The sequence below is a fragment of the Polaromonas sp. genome, from assembly GCF_036676035.1.
Classification (GTDB): domain Bacteria; phylum Pseudomonadota; class Gammaproteobacteria; order Burkholderiales; family Burkholderiaceae_C; genus Polaromonas.
Window position 1 is genome coordinate 1 of record NZ_JAKFDR010000060.1, and the last position, 18049, is coordinate 18049.

Annotated in this window: 17 protein-coding genes and 1 pseudogene; 4 read left to right on the top strand and 14 right to left on the bottom strand. The window is 60.6% G+C overall.

What is annotated here, in order from left to right:
* Positions 1 to 304: 304 nt before the first annotated feature.
* The 3 genes and pseudogenes from V6M61_RS09770 to V6M61_RS21025 all read right to left on the bottom strand — a co-directional run.
* On the bottom strand, positions 305 to 868 hold the full coding sequence (locus V6M61_RS09770; RefSeq protein ID WP_332776378.1) for an RDD family protein: 564 nt from the start codon (positions 866 to 868) through the stop codon (positions 305 to 307).
* Positions 869 to 957: 89 nt separating this feature from the next.
* Positions 958 to 1368 carry a hypothetical protein gene (locus V6M61_RS09775; protein ID WP_332776379.1) on the bottom strand — a complete coding sequence of 137 codons (411 nt, stop codon included), beginning with the start codon at positions 1366 to 1368 and terminating at the stop codon, positions 958 to 960.
* A gap of 270 nt (positions 1369 to 1638) precedes the next feature.
* A pseudogene (locus V6M61_RS21025) lies at positions 1639 to 1773 on the bottom strand (IS91 family transposase); the annotation flags it as partial.
* Positions 1774 to 2395: 622 nt separating this feature from the next.
* On the opposite strand from V6M61_RS21025, the gene V6M61_RS09780 reads away from it, so the two are divergent.
* The 4 genes from V6M61_RS09780 to V6M61_RS09795 all read left to right on the top strand — a co-directional run bounded on the left by V6M61_RS09780 (position 2396) and on the right by V6M61_RS09795 (position 6618).
* Entirely contained in the window at positions 2396 to 4186 is a 1791-nt protein-coding gene (locus V6M61_RS09780) for an ABC transporter transmembrane domain-containing protein (RefSeq protein ID WP_332776380.1), read from the top strand.
* Positions 4187 to 4263: 77 nt separating this feature from the next.
* The gene (locus V6M61_RS09785) at positions 4264 to 4680 is read left to right on the top strand and encodes a MarR family winged helix-turn-helix transcriptional regulator (RefSeq protein WP_332776381.1); all 417 of its coding nucleotides are present in this window, start codon (positions 4264 to 4266) and stop codon (positions 4678 to 4680) included.
* 57 nt (positions 4681 to 4737) lie between these two features.
* Positions 4738 to 5136 (top strand): tautomerase family protein, encoded by a 399-nt coding sequence (locus V6M61_RS09790; RefSeq protein WP_332776382.1) that lies wholly within the window; start codon positions 4738 to 4740, stop codon positions 5134 to 5136.
* Positions 5137 to 5295: 159 nt separating this feature from the next.
* A complete protein-coding gene (locus V6M61_RS09795; RefSeq protein ID WP_332776487.1) occupies positions 5296 to 6618 on the top strand; it encodes a Glu/Leu/Phe/Val family dehydrogenase in 1323 nt (440 codons plus the stop codon).
* A 58-nt stretch (positions 6619 to 6676) separates the two neighbouring features.
* Here the strand turns inward: V6M61_RS09795 and V6M61_RS09800 are convergent, their stop codons facing one another.
* From V6M61_RS09800 to nuoG, 11 genes are all read right to left on the bottom strand, one after another.
* The gene (locus V6M61_RS09800; protein ID WP_332776383.1) at positions 6677 to 7126 is read right to left on the bottom strand and encodes a DUF1178 family protein; all 450 of its coding nucleotides are present in this window, start codon (positions 7124 to 7126) and stop codon (positions 6677 to 6679) included.
* Positions 7127 to 7148: 22 nt separating this feature from the next.
* Positions 7149 to 7775 carry an NUDIX hydrolase gene (locus V6M61_RS09805; RefSeq protein ID WP_332776384.1) on the bottom strand — a complete coding sequence of 209 codons (627 nt, stop codon included), beginning with the start codon at positions 7773 to 7775 and terminating at the stop codon, positions 7149 to 7151.
* Entirely contained in the window at positions 7772 to 8074 is a 303-nt protein-coding gene (locus V6M61_RS09810; protein ID WP_332776385.1) for a DUF2818 family protein, read from the bottom strand. Before V6M61_RS09810 ends, V6M61_RS09805 begins: the two co-directional genes overlap by 4 nt.
* Before the next feature lie 9 nt (positions 8075 to 8083).
* A complete protein-coding gene (gene nuoN / locus V6M61_RS09815) occupies positions 8084 to 9586 on the bottom strand; it encodes an NADH-quinone oxidoreductase subunit NuoN (protein WP_332776386.1) in 1503 nt (500 codons plus the stop codon).
* Between the two features lie 33 nt (positions 9587 to 9619).
* Positions 9620 to 11095: an NADH-quinone oxidoreductase subunit M gene (locus V6M61_RS09820; RefSeq protein ID WP_332776387.1), complete on the bottom strand. Its 1476-nt coding sequence runs from the start codon at positions 11093 to 11095 to the stop codon at positions 9620 to 9622.
* Positions 11096 to 11111: 16 nt separating this feature from the next.
* Positions 11112 to 13148, bottom strand: a complete 2037-nt coding sequence (gene nuoL / locus V6M61_RS09825; RefSeq protein ID WP_332776388.1) for an NADH-quinone oxidoreductase subunit L — start codon at positions 13146 to 13148, stop codon at positions 11112 to 11114.
* 6 nt (positions 13149 to 13154) lie between these two features.
* The gene (nuoK, locus tag V6M61_RS09830; protein ID WP_332776389.1) at positions 13155 to 13463 is read right to left on the bottom strand and encodes an NADH-quinone oxidoreductase subunit NuoK; all 309 of its coding nucleotides are present in this window, start codon (positions 13461 to 13463) and stop codon (positions 13155 to 13157) included.
* Entirely contained in the window at positions 13460 to 14104 is a 645-nt protein-coding gene (locus tag V6M61_RS09835) for an NADH-quinone oxidoreductase subunit J (protein WP_332776390.1), read from the bottom strand. Before V6M61_RS09835 ends, nuoK begins: the two co-directional genes overlap by 4 nt.
* A gap of 29 nt (positions 14105 to 14133) precedes the next feature.
* Positions 14134 to 14631: an NADH-quinone oxidoreductase subunit NuoI gene (gene nuoI, locus V6M61_RS09840; RefSeq protein WP_332776391.1), complete on the bottom strand. Its 498-nt coding sequence runs from the start codon at positions 14629 to 14631 to the stop codon at positions 14134 to 14136.
* 143 nt (positions 14632 to 14774) lie between these two features.
* Positions 14775 to 15854, bottom strand: coding sequence for an NADH-quinone oxidoreductase subunit NuoH (gene nuoH, locus V6M61_RS09845; RefSeq protein WP_332776392.1), 1080 nt, complete (start codon positions 15852 to 15854; stop codon positions 14775 to 14777).
* A complete protein-coding gene (gene nuoG / locus V6M61_RS09850; RefSeq protein WP_332776393.1) occupies positions 15851 to 18019 on the bottom strand; it encodes an NADH-quinone oxidoreductase subunit NuoG in 2169 nt (722 codons plus the stop codon). Before nuoG ends, nuoH begins: the two co-directional genes overlap by 4 nt.
* Positions 18020 to 18049: the final 30 nt, after the last annotated feature.

Below are 18049 nucleotides of genomic sequence, written 5' to 3' on the forward strand. Positions count from 1 at the left end.
CTAATGTGATACAGAGCGCAAACCTGCGGAACACCATGGCAGATCACTCATGCTCACAGCTTCCTTTTCTTCGTAACTGGTTGGTTTATATCAGCATTTCCTCGGCCAGCGTCGACTATGCAGTGATAACAAATCAACAAACTCCGCAAAGGCATCGAATGACAAGGCGCCTACGTCCTGGTGCGCTCGCGCACCCTCTTGACAGAGTTAAGCCATGTCAACGTTGGAGCTGACCGGACCGCAACAATTGCCGCGAAGCGGTAAAGGGTTAGCCGTCTCGTCCCAGTGACGCTTGTGACGGCTACTACTTGATCTGCCCATCTGTCGGAGGAGCGGTGGCCAACTCGTGAACAACGACTGTACTGGCGATCAGGTCGTGGAGCGTCTGGCGGCGCTTCGTCCAGATGAAGGCGCCGATCTCGAGGGCAAGAGCGCCGGCGAGGGCGAAGTCGGTATAGGCGTACCAGTCGGGGAGCATCTGTTCCTCAAGAACAAAGTACGCCCGATCTCTTGGCGCGTAGTACATGGAAGCGGGCAGGCGCGACATCGCGACCAGAGTTGCCACTACCCACGGAAGGCTGCAAGCGAAGAAGAAGAGGTTCCGGCGTGCCGAGTCGACCATAGAGAGACGGTGGAAGTCTGAAGTGAGCACTCGGAGGCGAAGAAGCCGTTTACCCAAGGTTTGACCACACTTCCCGTGAAGAAGGAACGTGTAGGTCACGTATGCGAACCCGTTCACCGCAGTGGTGGCCATTGCAAGTGCTTTGTTGGCCGCGGTCAACTTGCTCAGAAGGACCATGATGGTGAGGAGAAGTGCAACGTCGATACCGTAGGCGGCAAGTCTGCGCAAGAAGGTCGCATAGGGCATATTGAGACGCCTTGTAGTAAAAATGACCGGGCCACCACCCTCTGCGGCGAAGCCGCCTCCTGCTGTTGTGGTCCGTGTCGATTGACCCGTTAGGCATTGCCCGGCTTACCTTTTGCGAGGTGGCCCCCAAGAAGCGCCGCAGGGATGGTTAGTAGGAAGGCGACAGCGTTGAACCATAGCGGCAACCCTTCGGCCAAGAACAGCCCAATGACTACGCCCACCACTCCCAACATACCCGAGTTTAGATAGGCCTCTCGCTTGGCTATGCGGGCGGCGAGGTACCCACCCAACACGGTGATTAACAGGCCGATGATCACACTGCCCGTTAGGTACGGAAGGGAGTGGGCGAACTCGGCGATGGCTGCGCCCTGCCCCTCTTGGGGCAGTTCATAAAGCGATGCGCCACCGAGCGCAATCATCAACGCGATTCCCCCGACGAGGTCGAGTAACAGCATGACGACCGTTCCGATGATGATGCCCTTGATGCTCACTTTCGCCACGGTATCTCCTGCAATGCCTAACGAACAACGTTGATCTGATGACCGATAGGGGTTTGTAATTTCCAGGCGGCCAAGCGGATCAAATTATGACTGAGCTTTGGCTGGCCGTGAGCTGTGATTTATTGCCCGAATCCATCCTGTGGCGAAGACTGCCTGACGACAGAGGGGGCCTGACGCCGTGTCGTGACGGTTTGCAGCGACATATGCAAGCATCGCCACAACACGGCCTGAAGTGCCGTGTCCATTTCTTGTTTTTTCGGCCCCGCTCAATCACGGCGGGCCTCGACTGGCTGGCATCGGCGCCCGCCCTGGAGCGGGCAAACGGCCTGAGGCGCTCAACTGGGCCACCACCCGCAAGCAAGACTGCTGGCAACACGGACACTGCAGCACATCCAGCTTGGCCACAACGACGTCAGCACCACCATGATGGCCTGATGCCCTGAAACGCTATTCTTTTAGTAGCTATTCGCGCCCGTTACACCTGGGCTAATGGCCGATTTCATTCATCAATGCGCCCTCGCCGCCGCATCCGCACTGCCCGCCCCCTGGCGCGTCACACCCAGCGAGCCATTATTCAGCAGTCCGTAACGAAGGCGACGCCAGCCATGCTGTCATTCTGAGCGCAGCGAAGAATCTTGCCGGCATACCGAGATCCTTCGCTGCGCTCAGGATGACAAAGTATGTCGCACTACTTTCGGACTGCTAAGTAAGCTGCGGCAGCAGTGCCGCGTCGGCCACATGAGGGTTTGCCACTCCTCGCGCATGAAGCCCGCCAGGCAGGCGTTCTGGATGCGGCTGAGCACCACCGGAATTTCCTTCCCCACATCAATGCGTTGCCTCGGATGCCGCAATTGGCACGCTCGCGCCCTGTGGGAAGCTGGTACGAGCGGCAAATCGGCCCGGTAAGTGGACCCGCGCGTGGCATTGAACGTCGTCACCATCTTCATGAAGAACGCCTGCGAGGCGTCTTGAAGCGAGCTGTGCCGATGGCCGGCAGCACGGCAAGCCCTGTCGCTACACTCTGTGCATGGCTGCGTCCTCCTCATCCTCCCATGTCGCGCCCAAAGGCGCACCGCGATCACTGTCGGGCCTGGTGCCTTTTCTGCGGCCCTATCGCGGCCGTATTGCGCTGGCCTTGCTGTTCCTGGTGCTGGCGGCGGGTGCCACCCTCGTCTTTCCGCTGGCGCTGCGCAGCCTGATTGATGGCAGCCTGAGCGCAGCCGACAAAGGCACCCAGGTGTTGGCTTTGCGTGAGCACTTCTTTGCCTTGTTTGCCGTGGCGGCAGCGCTGGGCTTTTTTTCCGCGGTGCGCTTTTACCTGGTGAGCTGGCTCGGTGAACGGGTGACCGCGGACCTGCGCAATGCCGTGTACCACCATGTGCTGCAGCAAAGCCCCGAGTTTTTCGAGACCACGCAAACCGGCGAGGTGCTCTCGCGCCTGACCACCGACACCACGCTGGTGCAAACCGTGGTCGGTTCATCGCTGAGCATGGGCCTGCGCAACACCGTGATGGGCGTGGGGGCGCTGGCCATGCTGATCTGGACCAACCCTTACGTGATGTTTCAGGTGCTCGGCATCCTGGTGCTGGTGGTGCTGCCCAGCGTCTGGTTCGGGCGGCGCGTGCGCAAGCTCTCGCGCGCCAGCCAGGACCGGGTGGCCGACTCCAGCGCGATTGCCGCCGAAGTGCTCAACGCCATCCCGGTGGTGCAGAGCTACACCGCCGAGGCGCGCGAATCGGCACGCTTTGACACCTCCACCGACAACGCCTTCAAGATGGCCGTGCGCCGCACCAAGGCGCGCTCGGTGCTCGTGGCCTTCATCATCATTGCCACGTCGGCAGCGCTGCTCTGGGGCCTGTACCAGGGCACGCAGGCGGTGCTGCGTGGTGACATCACGGCCGGCCACCTGGGCCAGACGGTGGTTTACGTGATCATCCTGGCCAGCGCCTTTGCCGTGCTGGGCGAGGTCTATGGCGATCTGCTGCGCGCGGCGGGCGCCACCGAGCGCCTGATGGAGTTGCTGGGCAGCCGCTCGCCCATTGCCTCGCCCTCCAATCCGGCTGCAGCCCCCGTTTCTATTGCGGGAAGCGCTATCGAATTCGAAGCAATTACCTTTCACTACCCCTCGCGGCCGGCCACGCCCGCCTTGCGCGACTTCAGCCTGCGCGTCGCGCCGGGCGAAACCGTGGCCTTGGTGGGGCCCAGCGGCGCCGGCAAGAGCACGGTGTTCCAGCTGCTGCTGCGCTTTTATGACCCGAACGCCGGGACCATCCGCCTCGACAGCCTGGCCACGCGTGCGCTGGCGCTGCAAGACCTGCGACAGCGCATCGGCATCGTGCCGCAGGACGCGGTGATCTTCTCGAGCAGCGCGCTGGAGAACATCCGCTATGGCAAGCCCGGAGCCAGCGACGAGGACGTGAAGGCCGCGGCCAAGGCGGCCTTTGCCCATGACTTCATCAGCGCCCTGCCCGAGGGCTATGCCACCTTCCTGGGCGAGCGCGGCGTGCGCCTGTCCGGCGGGCAGCGCCAGCGCATCGCCATCGCCCGCGCCATGCTGAAAAACCCGCCACTGCTGCTGCTCGACGAAGCCACCAGCGCGCTGGATGCCGAGAGCGAGCGCATGGTGCAGGCCGCGCTCGAGTCGGCCATGAAGGGCCGCACGACGCTGGTGATCGCCCACCGCCTGGCCACCGTGCAGAAAGCCGACCGCATCGTCGTGCTGGACCACGGAAAAATCGTCGAGCAGGGAACACACGAATCACTGGTGGCGGAGAACGGGGTTTACGCGCGGCTGGCAGCTTTGCAGTTCATGGATTGAGAGCCCTGTGGCCCGGTGTTGGGCACTGCGACAATCAATTAGTTGCATAGCTAACCATTTGCCCCTATGATGCAGCCATGTTCGATCACTGCCTGTACTTCAACACCACCGCGCTGGCCCGCGTGGTGGAGCGCGAGTGGGCGGCGGCCTTCAAGCCCTTCGGCCTGACGCCGCCCCAGGGCTTCCTGCTGCGGCTGGTGTTGGCCCGGCCCGGCTTGTCGCAGCACGAACTCGCCACCGAGCTCACGATTGCACGGCCCACCGCGACCCGACTGCTCGACGGCCTGCAGAAGCTCGGCCTGGTCGAACGGCGCGAGGCGGCGTTCGATGCCCGCCATTGGGCGGTCTACCCCACCCCGGCGGCGCAAGACATCCAGGCGGCGCTCAACGCCGCGAGCGGCCAGGTCACCCAGCGCATCCAGCGCCAGATCGGAAAGGAGAATTTCAACGACACCGTCAGCAAAGTCCGTGGCGTTTGCTCGGCCCTCAAATGAGCAATTCATTTTTCAACCCATATAGTTGCATAGCTAATCATTTTTCCAGGAGACCCCATGCCCATCCTCAACGTCAAAGTCAGCCAGCCCGCAAGCGCCGCCCTGACGCAAGCCATCTCGGAAACCCTGCTCGAACTCACCACCCGCATCCTGCGCAAGAAGCGCGAACTCACGGCGATTGCCATCGACTACGTGCCGCCCGAACACTGGGTGGTCGGCGGCGCCACGCTCGCCGCGCAGGGCAAGAACAGTTTTTACTTCGACATCAAGGTGGTGGACGGCACCAACACCAAGGATGAAAAGGCGCAGTACATCGCCGAATGCTTCACCGCCTTTGCCAAACTGCTGGGGCCCTTGCACGAGGAGAGCTATATCTACGTGCAGGACGTGCGGGCCGAAGCTTATGGGTATGGCGGGCTGACGCAGGAGTACCGCTACATCAAGGCCAAGCCCTGACGGGCAGCATGCAGCACATGCCCGGCCGGGGTTGAAAATCAGGTTTTCTAAAACTATGCATTTTTTGCATACATCGTGACAAACAATGCCTTGGACAGATGCGCGCCGGGCTTCTAAGCTCGGCGCCTTGACTGTTCCCACAAGGAGTTTGTTTTGTTCATGTCACCCCTCGGCACGGGTACCCCCCCCGGCGCCGCCCTCTCGACCACCCACCCCCTCCCCTCCTACCTTCAGGCCGACAACCTCGGGCCCTGGGGTAATTACCTGCAGCAGGTTGACCGCGTCATACCGCACCTGGGCAGTCTGGCGCGCTGGGCCGAAACACTGAAGCGCCCCAAGCGCGTGCTGATTGTGGATGTGCCGATTCACATGGACAACGGCACGGTGGCGCACTTTGAAGGCTACCGCGTGCAGCACAACGTCTCGCGCGGCCCCGGCAAGGGTGGCGTGCGCTTCCACCAGGATGTCACGCTGTCTGAAGTGATGGCCTTGTCGGCCTGGATGTCCATCAAGAACGCGGCGGTGAACGTGCCTTACGGCGGCGCCAAAGGCGGCATACGCGTCGATCCCAAAACCCTGTCACGTGGCGAGCTGGAGCGCATAACACGCCGCTATACCAGCGAGATCGGCATCATCATCGGCCCGAACAAGGATATCCCGGCGCCCGACGTGAACACCAACGAGCAGGTCATGGCGTGGATGATGGACACCTACTCGATGAACACCGGTTCCACCTCCACCGGCGTCGTCACCGGAAAACCCGTCGATCTGGGTGGCTCACTGGGCCGGCGCGAAGCCACGGGCCGCGGCGTGTTCACGGTAGGCGTTGAAGCGGCCAAACACATCGAGCTGGACATCAGCAACGCGCGGGTGGCGGTGCAGGGCTTCGGCAATGTGGGAGGCATCGCCGGCAAGCTGTTCGCAGAAGCCGGCGCGCGCGTGGTGGCCGTGCAAGACCATGGCGGCACCATTTACCGCGCAGCGGGGCTGGACGTTCCTTCCCTGCTCAAGCATGTGGCCGAGACCGGCAGCGTGGCCGGCTTTGCGCAGGCCGAAGTGATTGCCAATGAGCTGTTCTGGGAAGTGGAATGCGAAATACTCATCCCCGCCGCGCTGGAGCAGCAAATCACCGCCGAAAATGCCGGGCGCATCAAGGCGCGCATGATCATTGAAGGCGCGAACGGGCCGACCACACCCGAAGCCGACGACATTCTGCAAGAACGCAATGTGCTCGTGCTGCCCGACGTGATTGCCAACGCCGGCGGCGTGACCGTCAGTTATTTTGAATGGGTGCAGGATTTCTCCAGCTTTTTCTGGGATGAAGCCGAGATCAACGCACGCCTGGTGCGCATCATGAAGGAAGCCTTTGCCGGCGTCTGGCAGGTCGCCCAGGACCACAAGGTCAGCCTGCGGACCGCGACATTTATCGTGGCTTGCAAACGCATCCTGCACACGCGTGAACTGCGCGGGCTGTACCCCTGATACCCTGGTGTTTTTCCCGGCCAGCCGCCGCCTGTGAAGCGGCGGCTGAAGCCCCTTGCTACTGCAGAGGCTCTTTCAGCGCGGCTGGAATCGGCAGCGGCAGCACCGCAATGCCTTCTTCAATCAGGGCTTCGGTCTCTTCGCGCGAGGCCTGGCCCCGGATGTTGCGCTCTTTGGCTTCACCGTAATGAATCTTGCGCGCTTCCTCGGCAAATTTCTCACCCACGTCTTCGGTGTTGGCCATCACGTGGCGCACCATCTGGAGCCAGCTGGCCTGCAGCTTGTGATCGCCCGGGGAGGACATGACATCGTGCTTGGCAGGCGTGGCCACTTCGTGCGAGTGACCCAGATTCAGCCGCGGTGCGCTGAGTTTTTTGACAATGACCGTATCGCTGCATAGCGGACACTGAACCATGCCGCGCGACAGCTGGCTCTGAAAGTCATCCTCAGACGCAAACCAGCCTTCAAACGAATGCTGGTGTGAACACTGCAGGTCAAGAACTTTCATACCTCAATTATCCGCCCGCCTGTTACCGCGTGGTGGATTTCCAGTCCAGTACCCAGGCACCCGACAGTACATTTTGCAGCCAGAGCGCCCCTGTCAGGGTTTTGGCATCGGTCACCTGGCCATCGCGGCAGCACGCCAGCAGCTCGGCCGGTGTTGCGGTCAAAACATCCAGAAATTCACCGGCATCGAGCTTGCGCTCACCCAGGGTCAGATCACGCGCAAACCAGATGTCTATGAATTCGGTGGAATACGAAATGACGGGGTGCAGCACCCCGGCCCGGGCCCACTGGCCTGCTGTGTAACCCGTTTCTTCGAGGAGTTCGCGCTGGGCACAGGCCAGCGAGGCCTCCCCGGGGTCGAGCTTGCCGGCCGGAAACTCTAGCATGACCCTTTGGACGGGATAGCGGTACTGGCGCTCCAGCACCAGCCGGCCATCGTCCAGCTGGGCGATGATCATGACGGCGCCGGGATGCACCACATACTCGCGCGTGGCTTGCGACCCATCCGGCAGCCGCACCGTGTCGCGGCAGGCCTGAAGGAAATTGCCGCGGAGTATTTCTTCGCCGCGAAGCTTTGTCTCGACGAGATGCGCATCTGCTGCAGCGGCAACGCCCGCCGCGCTGCCAGTGATGCGATCAGGTGGTCTCATGCCCGGTGCCTAAAGAGGTAGCGGTAAACAAACCCAGGAAAAGCGAAGGTAATGAACAGCGTTGCAGTGATCGCGTAGAACTCCCAGCCCTGCGGTGCAATTTGCCCGGCCCGCTGCTCCAGGAAGAGCCCGATGGCGCCGACCACAAAATACCAGACCACCAGTTCAGCCAGCCGCACCGGCAGGGTCTTGGCGATTTGCAGCCGATAAACCGCGAAAACACGGTTGTTGATAAATGGCAGGTTGGCGGCCAGCAGGGCCAGCAGCACCACCAGCCATACTGAGGCTGTCTGGCTCATGGAGACGGTTCAGGTGCCCAGTGATTTGACAACACTGGCAATGGATTGGGCGCACAGCGTCATCAAACCGCCGGGCATGATGCCAAGCACCAGCAGCAGTGCGCCGTTGACAGAGAGCACGGCCGTCACGTCGGCGGGCGCAGAGACGGCCATGGCGTTGTGGCTGGCAGGTGCATCAAAGTACATGACCTTGACCACGCGCAGGTAGTAAAAGGCGCCCACCAGAGACATCATGACGGCAAAGATGGCCAGCACCAGGTAGCTGGTCAATTGCGAAGAGATCAGCGCCTGCAGGACCGCCAGCTTCGCATAAAAACCCACCAGCGGCGGCAGGCCGGCCAGTGAAAACATGCTGAGCGCCATGACAGCGGCAAACAGGGGGCTGCGCTGGTTCAGGCCCGCCAGGTCGGAAATTTCCTCCGCCTCATGCCCCGCACGGGCCAGCAGCAAAATAATGCCGAACGCCGCGAGTGTGGTCAGCACGTAGGTGACCACATAGAACATCGCTGCGCCATAGGCGTATTCGGCATTGAGCTTGTTGCCGTTGACCACACCGGCCAGCAAGGCCAGCAGCAGGAAGCCGATTTGCGAGATCGTTGAAAACGCCAGCATCCGTTTGAGGTTGGCTTGCGCAATCGCGGCCAGGTTGCCAATGAGCAGGGAGCCAATCGCCAGCAAGGCCAGCATCTGCTGCCAGTCAATTGCCAGCGGCAGCATGCCCTCGACCAGCAGCCGCATGCAGATGGCAAAAGCGGCCAGTTTGGGAGCGCCCGCAATCAGCAGGGTCACCGCCGTCGGCGCCCCCTGGTAAACGTCGGGAATCCACATGTGAAATGGCACGGCGCCCAGCTTGAAGGCCAGGCCGGCCACGATAAAGACCAGGCCAAACACCAGCACCTGATGCTTCACCTGGCGGCTGGCGATGGCCTGGAACACTTCATTGAGGTCCAGCGAGCCGGTGGCGCCATACATCATGGACAAGCCGTAAAGCAGGAAGCCGGATGCCAGCGCACCCAGGACAAAGTACTTCATGGCGGCTTCCGTGGCCGTTGCATGGTCCCGGCGCAGCGCCACCAGCGCATAGCTCGACAGGGTCAGCAACTCCAGCCCCATGTAGATCACCAGGAAGTTGTGCCCGGAAATCATCACAAACATGCCCAGCAATGCAAACAGGCTGAGCGTGAACAGCTCACCACCGCGCAGCATGTCGCGGTCTGCGGCATAGGGGCGGCCATACACCAGGGTGATCATCAGCGCCACCGTGGCAAAGCATTTGAGCCAGTTGCCCATGGGGTCACTGACGACCATGTTGCCAAAGCCGTAAAACGTATTGCCCCCGCTTGCGTAAAACGCCTGCAGAACGGCCACCACGGCCAATGTCAGCAGCGTCAGCACATAGGTAAGGGTGCGATGCGAACTCTTCACCCCCAGGTCAACCAGCGCAATCACGCAGGCCATGGCCAGCAGCACGATTTCAGGGTAGACCGCGATCCAACTGAGTTTGTCAATCATCTGAATTCTTTGGATAGGTTGCTTGGGTTCAGCTTAGTTCAGTTTCGAGGCCGCTACATGCTTGAGCAGATCAGCCACCGAGGTGTCCATCACATCGGTAAACGGCTTGGGATAAATGCCCATGTACAACACGGCGATGGCCAGCAGGGCCAGCATGAGGAATTCACGGCTGTTGATGTCGGTCAACGCCTTGACCTCGTCGTTGGCCACCGGCCCGAGGTACACGCGCTTGAACATCCACAAGGTGTAGGCGGCGCCAAAAATCAGCGCGGTCGCGGCGGCCAGGCCCAGCCAGAAGTTCACCTTGATGGCCCCCAGAATGACCATCCACTCACCCACGAACCCGGCCGTCGCGGGCAGGCCGCAATTGGCCATGGCAAACAGCATGGCGAAGGCCGTGAACTTGGGCATGGTGTTGACCACGCCACCGTAGCTCGCAATCTCGCGCGAATGCACACGGTCATACAGCACGCCAATGCAAAGGAACATCGCGCCCGAGACAAAGCCGTGGGCAATCATCTGCACGATACCGCCGGATATGCCAATGTCGCTGAAAATGAAGAAGCCCAGCGTCACAAAACCCATGTGCGCAACCGATGAATAGGCCACCAGCTTTTTCATGTCGTGCTGAACCATGGCCACCAGGCCCACATAAATCACGGCAATCAGCGACAGGGCAATCATCAGCCACGCCCACTCACGCGCCGCGTCGGGCGCAATCGGCATGGAAAACCGCAGGAAACCGTAAGCACCGAGCTTGAGCATGATGGCCGCCAGCACGGCCGAACCACCCGTCGGGGCCTCGACGTGCACATCGGGCAGCCAGGTGTGGACCGGCCACATCGGCACCTTCACCGCAAAGGCGGCAAAGAAGGCAAAGAACAGCAAGGTCTGCGCGGTGCTGCCCAGCGGCAACTTGTACCAGGTGACAATGTCAAAACTTCCGCCCGACTTGACGTACAGGAAAATAAATGCAACCAGCAGCAGCAGCGAGCCGATCAGCGTGTAGAGAAAGAATTTGAACGCCGCATAAATCTTGTTGGGCCCACCCCAGACACCGATGATCAGGTACATCGGTATCAGCGTCGCTTCGAAAAACACGTAAAACAGCATGCCGTCAATCGCGGCAAACACGCCAATCATCAGGCCGCTGAGAATCAGGAACGCACCCATGTACTGGTTGACACGCTCGGTGATAACCTCCCAGGCGGAAATGACGACCACCACGTTGATGAAGGCCGTCAGCAAAATAAACCAGAGCGAAATGCCATCCACGCCGAGGTGGTAGTAGACATTGAAACGTTCTATCCAGGCTGCTTTTTCCACGAACTGCATGGCTGACGTGCCCAGTTTGAAGCCGTCATACAGGGGCAGCGTGACGAGAAAGCTGACGACAGCACCAATCAGTGCGATCCAGCGCACGGAGCGCGCCTGATCGTCACGGCCAATGGCCAGCAGCACAACGCCAAAAACGATTGGCGTCCAGATGGCAAGGCTCAGCAAACCCATTTTTTATTCTTCCTTGTTATTTGTTGAGCCAGACGAAATACGTCATCAACACAAACACGCCAATGATCATCCCCAGCGCATAGTGGTAGATGTAGCCCGATTGCAGGCGCCGCACGACGCCTGACACCAAGCCCACCAGCTTCCATGATCCATTGACCAGCGCGCCATCAATCACGGCCTCGTCTCCGCCCTTCCACAGGCCGACGCCCAAAGCGCGCGCCCCACGGGCCAGGACGTTTTCGTTGAACCAGTCCATGTAGTACTTGTTTTCGAGCACCGCGTACAGGGGCTGCACGCGTGCCTTGATGGCGGTGGGCAGCGCCGGGTTGACCATGTACATGTAGTAGGCGGCAGCCACACCCGACAGGGCCAGCCAGAACGGCGCGGCCATCAGGCCATGCAGGGCCATCTGCACCGGACCATGGAAGGCCTTGGCCAGCTCCTGCATCCCGGGATGCGTCTGGGCATTGAAGACAATCGCGTCCTTGAGGAACTCGCCGAACAGCATGGGCTGAATCGTCATGAAGCCGATCACCACCGAAGGAATCGCCAGCAGGATCAGCGGCACCGTCACCACCCAGGGCGACTCGTGCGGGGTTTGGTGCTCGTCCCGGTGGTGGTGCGGATCGGGCTCTTCGCTCGGGTCATGGTCATGGGCGTCGGGGTTCTGATCGAACCGCTCCTTGCCGTGGAACACCAGGAAGTACATGCGGAAGGAATAGAACGCCGTGACGAACACGCCGGCCAGCACGGCCCAATACGCGAAGCCCGCTCCCCACAGGTGGCTCTCGTGAACCGCCTCGATGATGCTGTCCTTGGAGTAGAAACCCGCAAACAATGGCGTGCCGATCAGGGCGAGCGAGCCCAGCAGCGCGGTGATCCAGGTGATGGGCATGTACTTGCGCACGCCCCCCATCCAGCGGATGTCCTGATTGTGGTGCATGCCGATGATGACCGAACCTGCCGCCAGGAACAGCAAGGCCTTGAAGAAGGCGTGTGTCATCAGGTGGAACACCGCGACGGAATAAGCCGAGGCACCGAGCGCCACCGTCATGTAGCCGAGCTGCGACAGCGTGGAGTACGCCACCACGCGCTTGATGTCGTTCTGGATAACGCCCAGGAAGCCCATGAACAGCGCCGTGATGGCGCCAATCACCATGATGAAACTCAAGGCGGTATCGCTCAGCTCGAACAGCGGCGACATGCGCGCCACCATGAAGATGCCGGCCGTCACCATGGTCGCCGCGTGAATCAGGGCCGAGATCGGTGTTGGGCCTTCCATGGAGTCCGGCAGCCACACATGCAGCGGGAACTGGGCTGATTTACCCATGGCGCCAACAAACAGGCAAATGCAGATGACCGTGACCAGCATCCAGCCGGTGCCGGGAAAGGTCAGCGTTGACAGCTCGCCGGCTTTGGCGAAAGCCTCGCCATAATTGAGCGTGCCGGCATAGGCCGCGATCAGGCCGATACCCAGAATGAAGCCAAAGTCACCCACGCGGTTGACCAGAAAGGCCTTCATGTTGGCAAAGATGGCACTGGGCCTGTTGAACCAGAAGCCGATCAGCAGGTAGGACACCAGGCCCACCGCCTCCCAGCCGAAGAACAGCTGCAGCATGTTGTTGCTCATCACGAGCATCAGCATGGAGAAGGTGAACAGCGAGATGTAGGCAAAAAAGCGGTTGTAGCCCTCGTCTTCTTCCATGTAGCCAATGGTGTAGATATGCACCATCAGCGACACAAAGGTCACGACGCACATCATCATCGCGGTCAGGCCGTCGATGAGGAAGCCGATTTCCATCTTCAGCCCGCCAACCACCATCCAGGTGTAGATGGTTTCATTGAAACGGGCCCCGTCGAGCGCCACGCTTTTCAGCGTCATGGCCGACAGGACAAAAGCGATCAGCACACCCAGTATGGTGAGCGTGTGCGACAAGCGGCGACCAATCCAGTTGCCGCCAAATGATGTCCCCAGAATACCGGCCAGCAAACAACCGACCAGCGGGGCCATAGGGACCGCCAGCAAAGCGGATGCAGAAAGGGTTTGACTCATTTTTTATTAACCCTTGAGCGTGTTGAGTTCGTCCACATTGATGCTGGACTTGTTACGGAACAGCAGCACCAGAATGGCCAGGCCAATGGCCGACTCGGCCGCGGCAACCGTCAGGATGAAGAACACAAAAATCTGCCCCGCCATATCGCCGAGGTAGTAGGAAAAGGCCACGAAATTCATGTTGACGGCAAGCAGCATCAGCTCGATGGCCATCAGCAGAACAATCAGGTTCTTGCGGTTGAGGAAAATGCCAATCACCGACAGCGCAAACAGCATCGCACCCAGCGAAAGAAAATGTCCCAGCGTGAGCGTCATGATTGCTTTTCCTCTGCGGGCATCACCGCGGCAGGCGCGGCAAGCGTGGGTTTGAGCTTGACCAGCGTCAGGCGGTCAGCGGCCTTGACCCGGACCTGATCCGAGGGGTTGAGGTATTTGGAGTCTTTGCGCTCGCGCATGGTCAGGGCGATCGCCGCCACAATGGCCACCAGCAGGATGACCGCTGCGATTTCCATTGGGTACAAATACTGCGTATAAAGTGCTTTCCCGAGCTCTTTGGTGTTGGAAACCTGGGCCGCGATCTGCTCGGGTAGGGCGGCTGTTTTGGGAGGCTCGCGGAAGCCCCCCATCAGGACATAGGACATCTCGAGTGCAATCACCGCACCCATGGTGCCCGCCAGGGGGAAATGCTTCCAGAAGCCCTGCCGAACACCGTCGAGGTTGAGGTCCAGCATCATGACCACAAACAGGAACAGCACCATCACCGCCCCGACATAGACCAGCACCAGCGTGATGGCCAGAAACTCTGCCTTGAGCAAAATCCATACAGCAGCAGCCTGGCAAAATGCCAGCACCAGGTACAGAGCGGCATGCACCGTGTTGCGTGCGGTGATCACCCGGAATGCCGCAAACAGCAGCACCGCGGCGAAGACATAGAAAAGACCTGTTTTAGCGTCCATGTTGTGGGGCTCTTTCTTGTGCCAATGACCTAGCGGTACTTGGCATCGGCTGCTTTGGCAGCAGCAATTTCTGTTTCATAACGGTCGCCGACGGCCAGCAGCATCTCTTTGGTGAAATACAAATCACCGCGCTTTTCACCGTGGTATTCGAAGATATGGGTCTCGACAATTGCGTCCACCGGGCAGGCTTCCTCGCAGAAGCCGCAAAAAATGCATTTGGTCAGGTCAATGTCGTAGCGCGAGGTGCGGCGGCTGCCGTCGTCGCGCATGTCGGATTCGATGGTGATGGCCAGGGCCGGGCAAATCGCCTCGCACAGCTTGCAGGCAATGCAGCGCTCTTCGCCATTTTCATAACGGCGCAAGGCGTGCAGGCCCCGGAAACGAGGGCTCAGCGGTGTTTTTTCCTCGGGAAACAGAACCGTGATTTTGCGGCTGAACATGTACTTGCCGGTCAGGGCCATGCCCTTGAACAGCTCGGTGAGCATGAAGCTCGATACAAAATCCTTGACGGAGGCTACGGTAGACATATCAGTTTCCTGCGGGAGTGGAGCTCGCTGGCGACGCGTTGATGCAAGCAGGGGCCGCGGAACCGGCTTCGCCGGGCCGCAGGCGCAGCGGCCCCCTCGGGGGGCAGAGAGCTACACGAAGTGAGCGAACGTGGGGGCTCATGTTATTTCCAGATGTTGTAAGGGGTCTGCATCCAGGCCCCAACGACCACCAGCCAAACCAGGGTCACCGGTATGAAGATTTTCCAGCCCAGACGCATGATCTGGTCGTAGCGAAAGCGTGGGAAAGTGGCGCGCACCCACAGGAACATCGTGACCACCACAAAGGTTTTGATGCCCAGCCAGATCCAGCCCGGAACCCAGTTGAACACGGCGCTGTCGATCGGCGGCAGCCAGCCCCCCAGGAACAGGATCACGCAGAGGATGGACACCAGAATCATGTTGGCGTATTCGGCCAGGAAGAACATGGCAAACGCCATGCCGGAATACTCGACCATGTGCCCGGCCACAATCTCGGACTCCCCTTCGACCACGTCAAAGGGATGGCGATTGGTTTCTGCCAGACCGGCGATGAAATACACCACGAAAATGGGCAGCAGGGGCAGCCAGTTCCAGGACAGGAAATTCAGGCCCTTGCTCGCCGCCATGCCGGTTGCCTGGCTCATCACAATGTCCGTCATGTTCATGCTGGCGGAAACCATGAGCACCACCACAAGGCAGAACCCCATGGCAATTTCGTAGCTGACCATCTGCGCCGAGGCGCGCATGGCACCCAGGAAGGCGTATTTGGAGTTGGAAGCCCAGCCAGCGATGATGACGCCGTACACCTCCATCGACGTTATGGCCATCAAAAAGAGCAGGCCGGCGTTGATGTTGGCCAATGCGACTTCCGGCCCAAACGGCACCACGGCCCAGGCCGCCAGGGCCGGCATGATGGTCATGATGGGACCCAGCACAAACAGGCCTTTGCTGGCCGCCGAAGGCATGATGATCTCTTTGGTCAGCAGCTTGAGTGCATCGGCAATCGGCTGCAACAGGCCAAACGGACCCACACGGTTGGGGCCGAAGCGGATCTGGGTAAAACCGATGGCTTTGCGCTCCCACAGCGTGAGGTAGGCCACGCAACCCATCAGGGGCAACAGCACACAGACAATCTTGATCAGGCTCCAGAACACGGGCCAGACAGTGCCCGGCCAGATGCCGCCCATCAGGCCTTGGCCAAAAGCGTAGACAGTGTCAATCATGCGCTCACCCCGCTATGAACAACAGATGCCTGCCGGGCGTCAGCCGTCAATTGCAGCGACGTGGCCCGCCTGACCAGGCCGTCCAGCTGGTAAATGCTGGCAACCACCGGAGTGGCGGCGTCTGCGCGGGATGCACCACGGGACACATCGATACCGGCCGGCGTCTGATTGCCCAGCTTGTCGGCAGGAATTTGCGTCATATCCGAACTCCCGGCACCCATGAGCTGGCTCAGCACCTCCTGGGACGATTCAAAATCAAAACCCTGCACACCCAGCAGATTGGCCAGCACGCGCAGCACCTTCCAGGCCGGACGCGTGTCGCCCAGCGGCTTCACCACGGCGTGAAAACTCTGCACACGGCCTTCAGCATTGACGAAGGTGCCCGGTGTTTCCGTAAAAGGGGCGATCGGCAGCAGCACATCGCTGAAATCCATATTCGCCTTGAACGGGCTCAGAGTGACCACCATTTGGGCTTGGCCCAGCGCGGCACTGGCCTGTGCCCCTGCGGCTGAATCAAACTCTGGCTCGTTATTGAGCAAAATGACAGCCTTCAGATGGCCAGCCAGCATTTGCCCGGCGTTCAGGCCCTTGCCGGCAGGCAAAGCCTTGGCCAGCTGGGCGCCCACGGTGTTGGCGGCCTCCGTCAGATAGCCCACGCTTGCACCGGTTTGCTCGCCAATCCAGTTGGCCAGCGCCAGCAGACTGGACGCGTTGGCGTGGTGCGCGGCGGCATTGCCCAGCAGAATGGCCTTGCGCTCCCCGCCCAGCAGCGACGCCGCCATGGCTTTGGCCCTGTCTCCAGCCTGACCCGATACCGGTGCAGGAATGCCTTTTTCGGCTGCAATGGCCGCAGCCACATCGGCCAGCGCCTGCACCCAGGCAGCAGGCTCGGCCAGCACCGAGTGGGCGACGGGCATCGCCCACGCGTCGGCGGAAGCCAGCTCCGCTACTGAATTAATAGCACTCAGCGCGCAACCCTTGCGGACAGACTGGCGAATTCGTTGTGCAAACAGCGGGTGATCCTTGCGCAGGTTCGAGCCGACGACAAGCGCACGCTGGAGTTGCGACAGCGACGCGATCGAAGTGCCCAGCCAGCGAATCGACGCGGCCGGCGCAAACTCGGCATGGCGCAGCCGGTAGTCGATGTTGTCGCTGCCCAGGCCGCGCATCAGGGCGCCGGCAAGGTACAGCTCTTCAAGCGTGCTGTGCGGGCTGGCCAAAGTGCCAATGCTGGCCGCGCCGTGATCGGCCTTGATCTGCTTGAGGCCGTTGGCCACGTACTCGAGCGCGGTCTGCCAGTCGACGGCTTTCCACTCGCCGCCCTGCTTGAGCATGGGGCTGGTCAAGCGCTCGTCGCTGTTGAGTGCCTCGTAGGAGAAACGGTCACGGTCGGCAATCCAGCACTCGTTGATGTCCTCGTTTTCGAACGGAACAACGCGCATCACCTTGTTGCTCTTGACCTGAACGATCAGGTTGGCGCCGGTGGAATCATGCGGGCTGACCGACTTGCGGCGTGACAGCTCCCAGGTGCGGGCGCTGTAGCGGAAAGGCTTGCTGGTCAGCGCACCTACCGGGCAAAGGTCAATCATGTTGCCGGACAGCTCGGAATCGACCGACATGCCGACAAAGGTTTCAATCTCGGCATGCTCGCCGCGGTGCGACATGCCCAGCTCCATCACGCCGGCGACTTCCTGGCCGAAGCGCACGCAGCGGGTGCAGTGAATGCAGCGGCTCATCTCTTCCATCGAGATCAGCGGGCCGACGTCCTTGTGGAAGACCACGCGTTTTTCTTCTTCATAGCGCGAACCGCTGCTGCCATAGCCCACGGCCAGGTCCTGCAGCTGGCATTCACCGCCCTGGTCGCAAATAGGGCAATCCAGCGGGTGGTTGATCAGCAAAAACTCCATCACGCCCTTCTGGGCCTTGAGGGCTTTGTCGTTCTTGGTGCGCACGATCATGCCCTGCGTGACAGGCGTGGCGCAGGCCGGCATGGGCTTGGGGGCCTTTTCCACATCGACCAGGCACATGCGGCAATTGGCCGCAATGCTGAGCTTCTTGTGATAGCAGAAATGCGGAATGTAGGTGCCGGCTTTTTCGGCCGCGTGCATCACGGTGCTGCCTTCAAGCACTTCCACTTTCTGACCGTCGAGTTCGATTTCAACCATGGTGAATTTCTTGCTTTATCAGGCGCAGTA

Bases quoted from the DNA above. Each gene is read 5' to 3' on its own strand.
- V6M61_RS09770 (WP_332776378.1), bottom strand. From the start codon at position 868: ATGCCCTATGCGACCTTCTTGCGCAGACTTGCCGCCTACGGTATCGAC.
- V6M61_RS09780 (WP_332776380.1), top strand. From the start codon at position 2,396: ATGGCTGCGTCCTCCTCATCCTCCCATGTCGCGCCCAAAGGCGCACCG.
- V6M61_RS09785 (WP_332776381.1), top strand. From the start codon at position 4,264: ATGTTCGATCACTGCCTGTACTTCAACACCACCGCGCTGGCCCGCGTG.
- V6M61_RS09790 (WP_332776382.1), top strand. From the start codon at position 4,738: ATGCCCATCCTCAACGTCAAAGTCAGCCAGCCCGCAAGCGCCGCCCTG.
- V6M61_RS09795 (WP_332776487.1), top strand. From the start codon at position 5,296: ATGTCACCCCTCGGCACGGGTACCCCCCCCGGCGCCGCCCTCTCGACC.
- V6M61_RS09800 (WP_332776383.1), bottom strand. From the start codon at position 7,126: ATGAAAGTTCTTGACCTGCAGTGTTCACACCAGCATTCGTTTGAAGGC.
- V6M61_RS09805 (WP_332776384.1), bottom strand. From the start codon at position 7,775: ATGAGACCACCTGATCGCATCACTGGCAGCGCGGCGGGCGTTGCCGCT.
- V6M61_RS09810 (WP_332776385.1), bottom strand. From the start codon at position 8,074: ATGAGCCAGACAGCCTCAGTATGGCTGGTGGTGCTGCTGGCCCTGCTG.
- nuoN (WP_332776386.1), bottom strand. From the start codon at position 9,586: ATGATTGACAAACTCAGTTGGATCGCGGTCTACCCTGAAATCGTGCTG.
- V6M61_RS09820 (WP_332776387.1), bottom strand. From the start codon at position 11,095: ATGGGTTTGCTGAGCCTTGCCATCTGGACGCCAATCGTTTTTGGCGTT.
- nuoL (WP_332776388.1), bottom strand. From the start codon at position 13,148: ATGAGTCAAACCCTTTCTGCATCCGCTTTGCTGGCGGTCCCTATGGCC.
- nuoK (WP_332776389.1), bottom strand. From the start codon at position 13,463: ATGACGCTCACGCTGGGACATTTTCTTTCGCTGGGTGCGATGCTGTTT.
- V6M61_RS09835 (WP_332776390.1), bottom strand. From the start codon at position 14,104: ATGGACGCTAAAACAGGTCTTTTCTATGTCTTCGCCGCGGTGCTGCTG.
- nuoI (WP_332776391.1), bottom strand. From the start codon at position 14,631: ATGTCTACCGTAGCCTCCGTCAAGGATTTTGTATCGAGCTTCATGCTC.
- nuoH (WP_332776392.1), bottom strand. From the start codon at position 15,854: ATGATTGACACTGTCTACGCTTTTGGCCAAGGCCTGATGGGCGGCATC.
- nuoG (WP_332776393.1), bottom strand. From the start codon at position 18,019: ATGGTTGAAATCGAACTCGACGGTCAGAAAGTGGAAGTGCTTGAAGGC.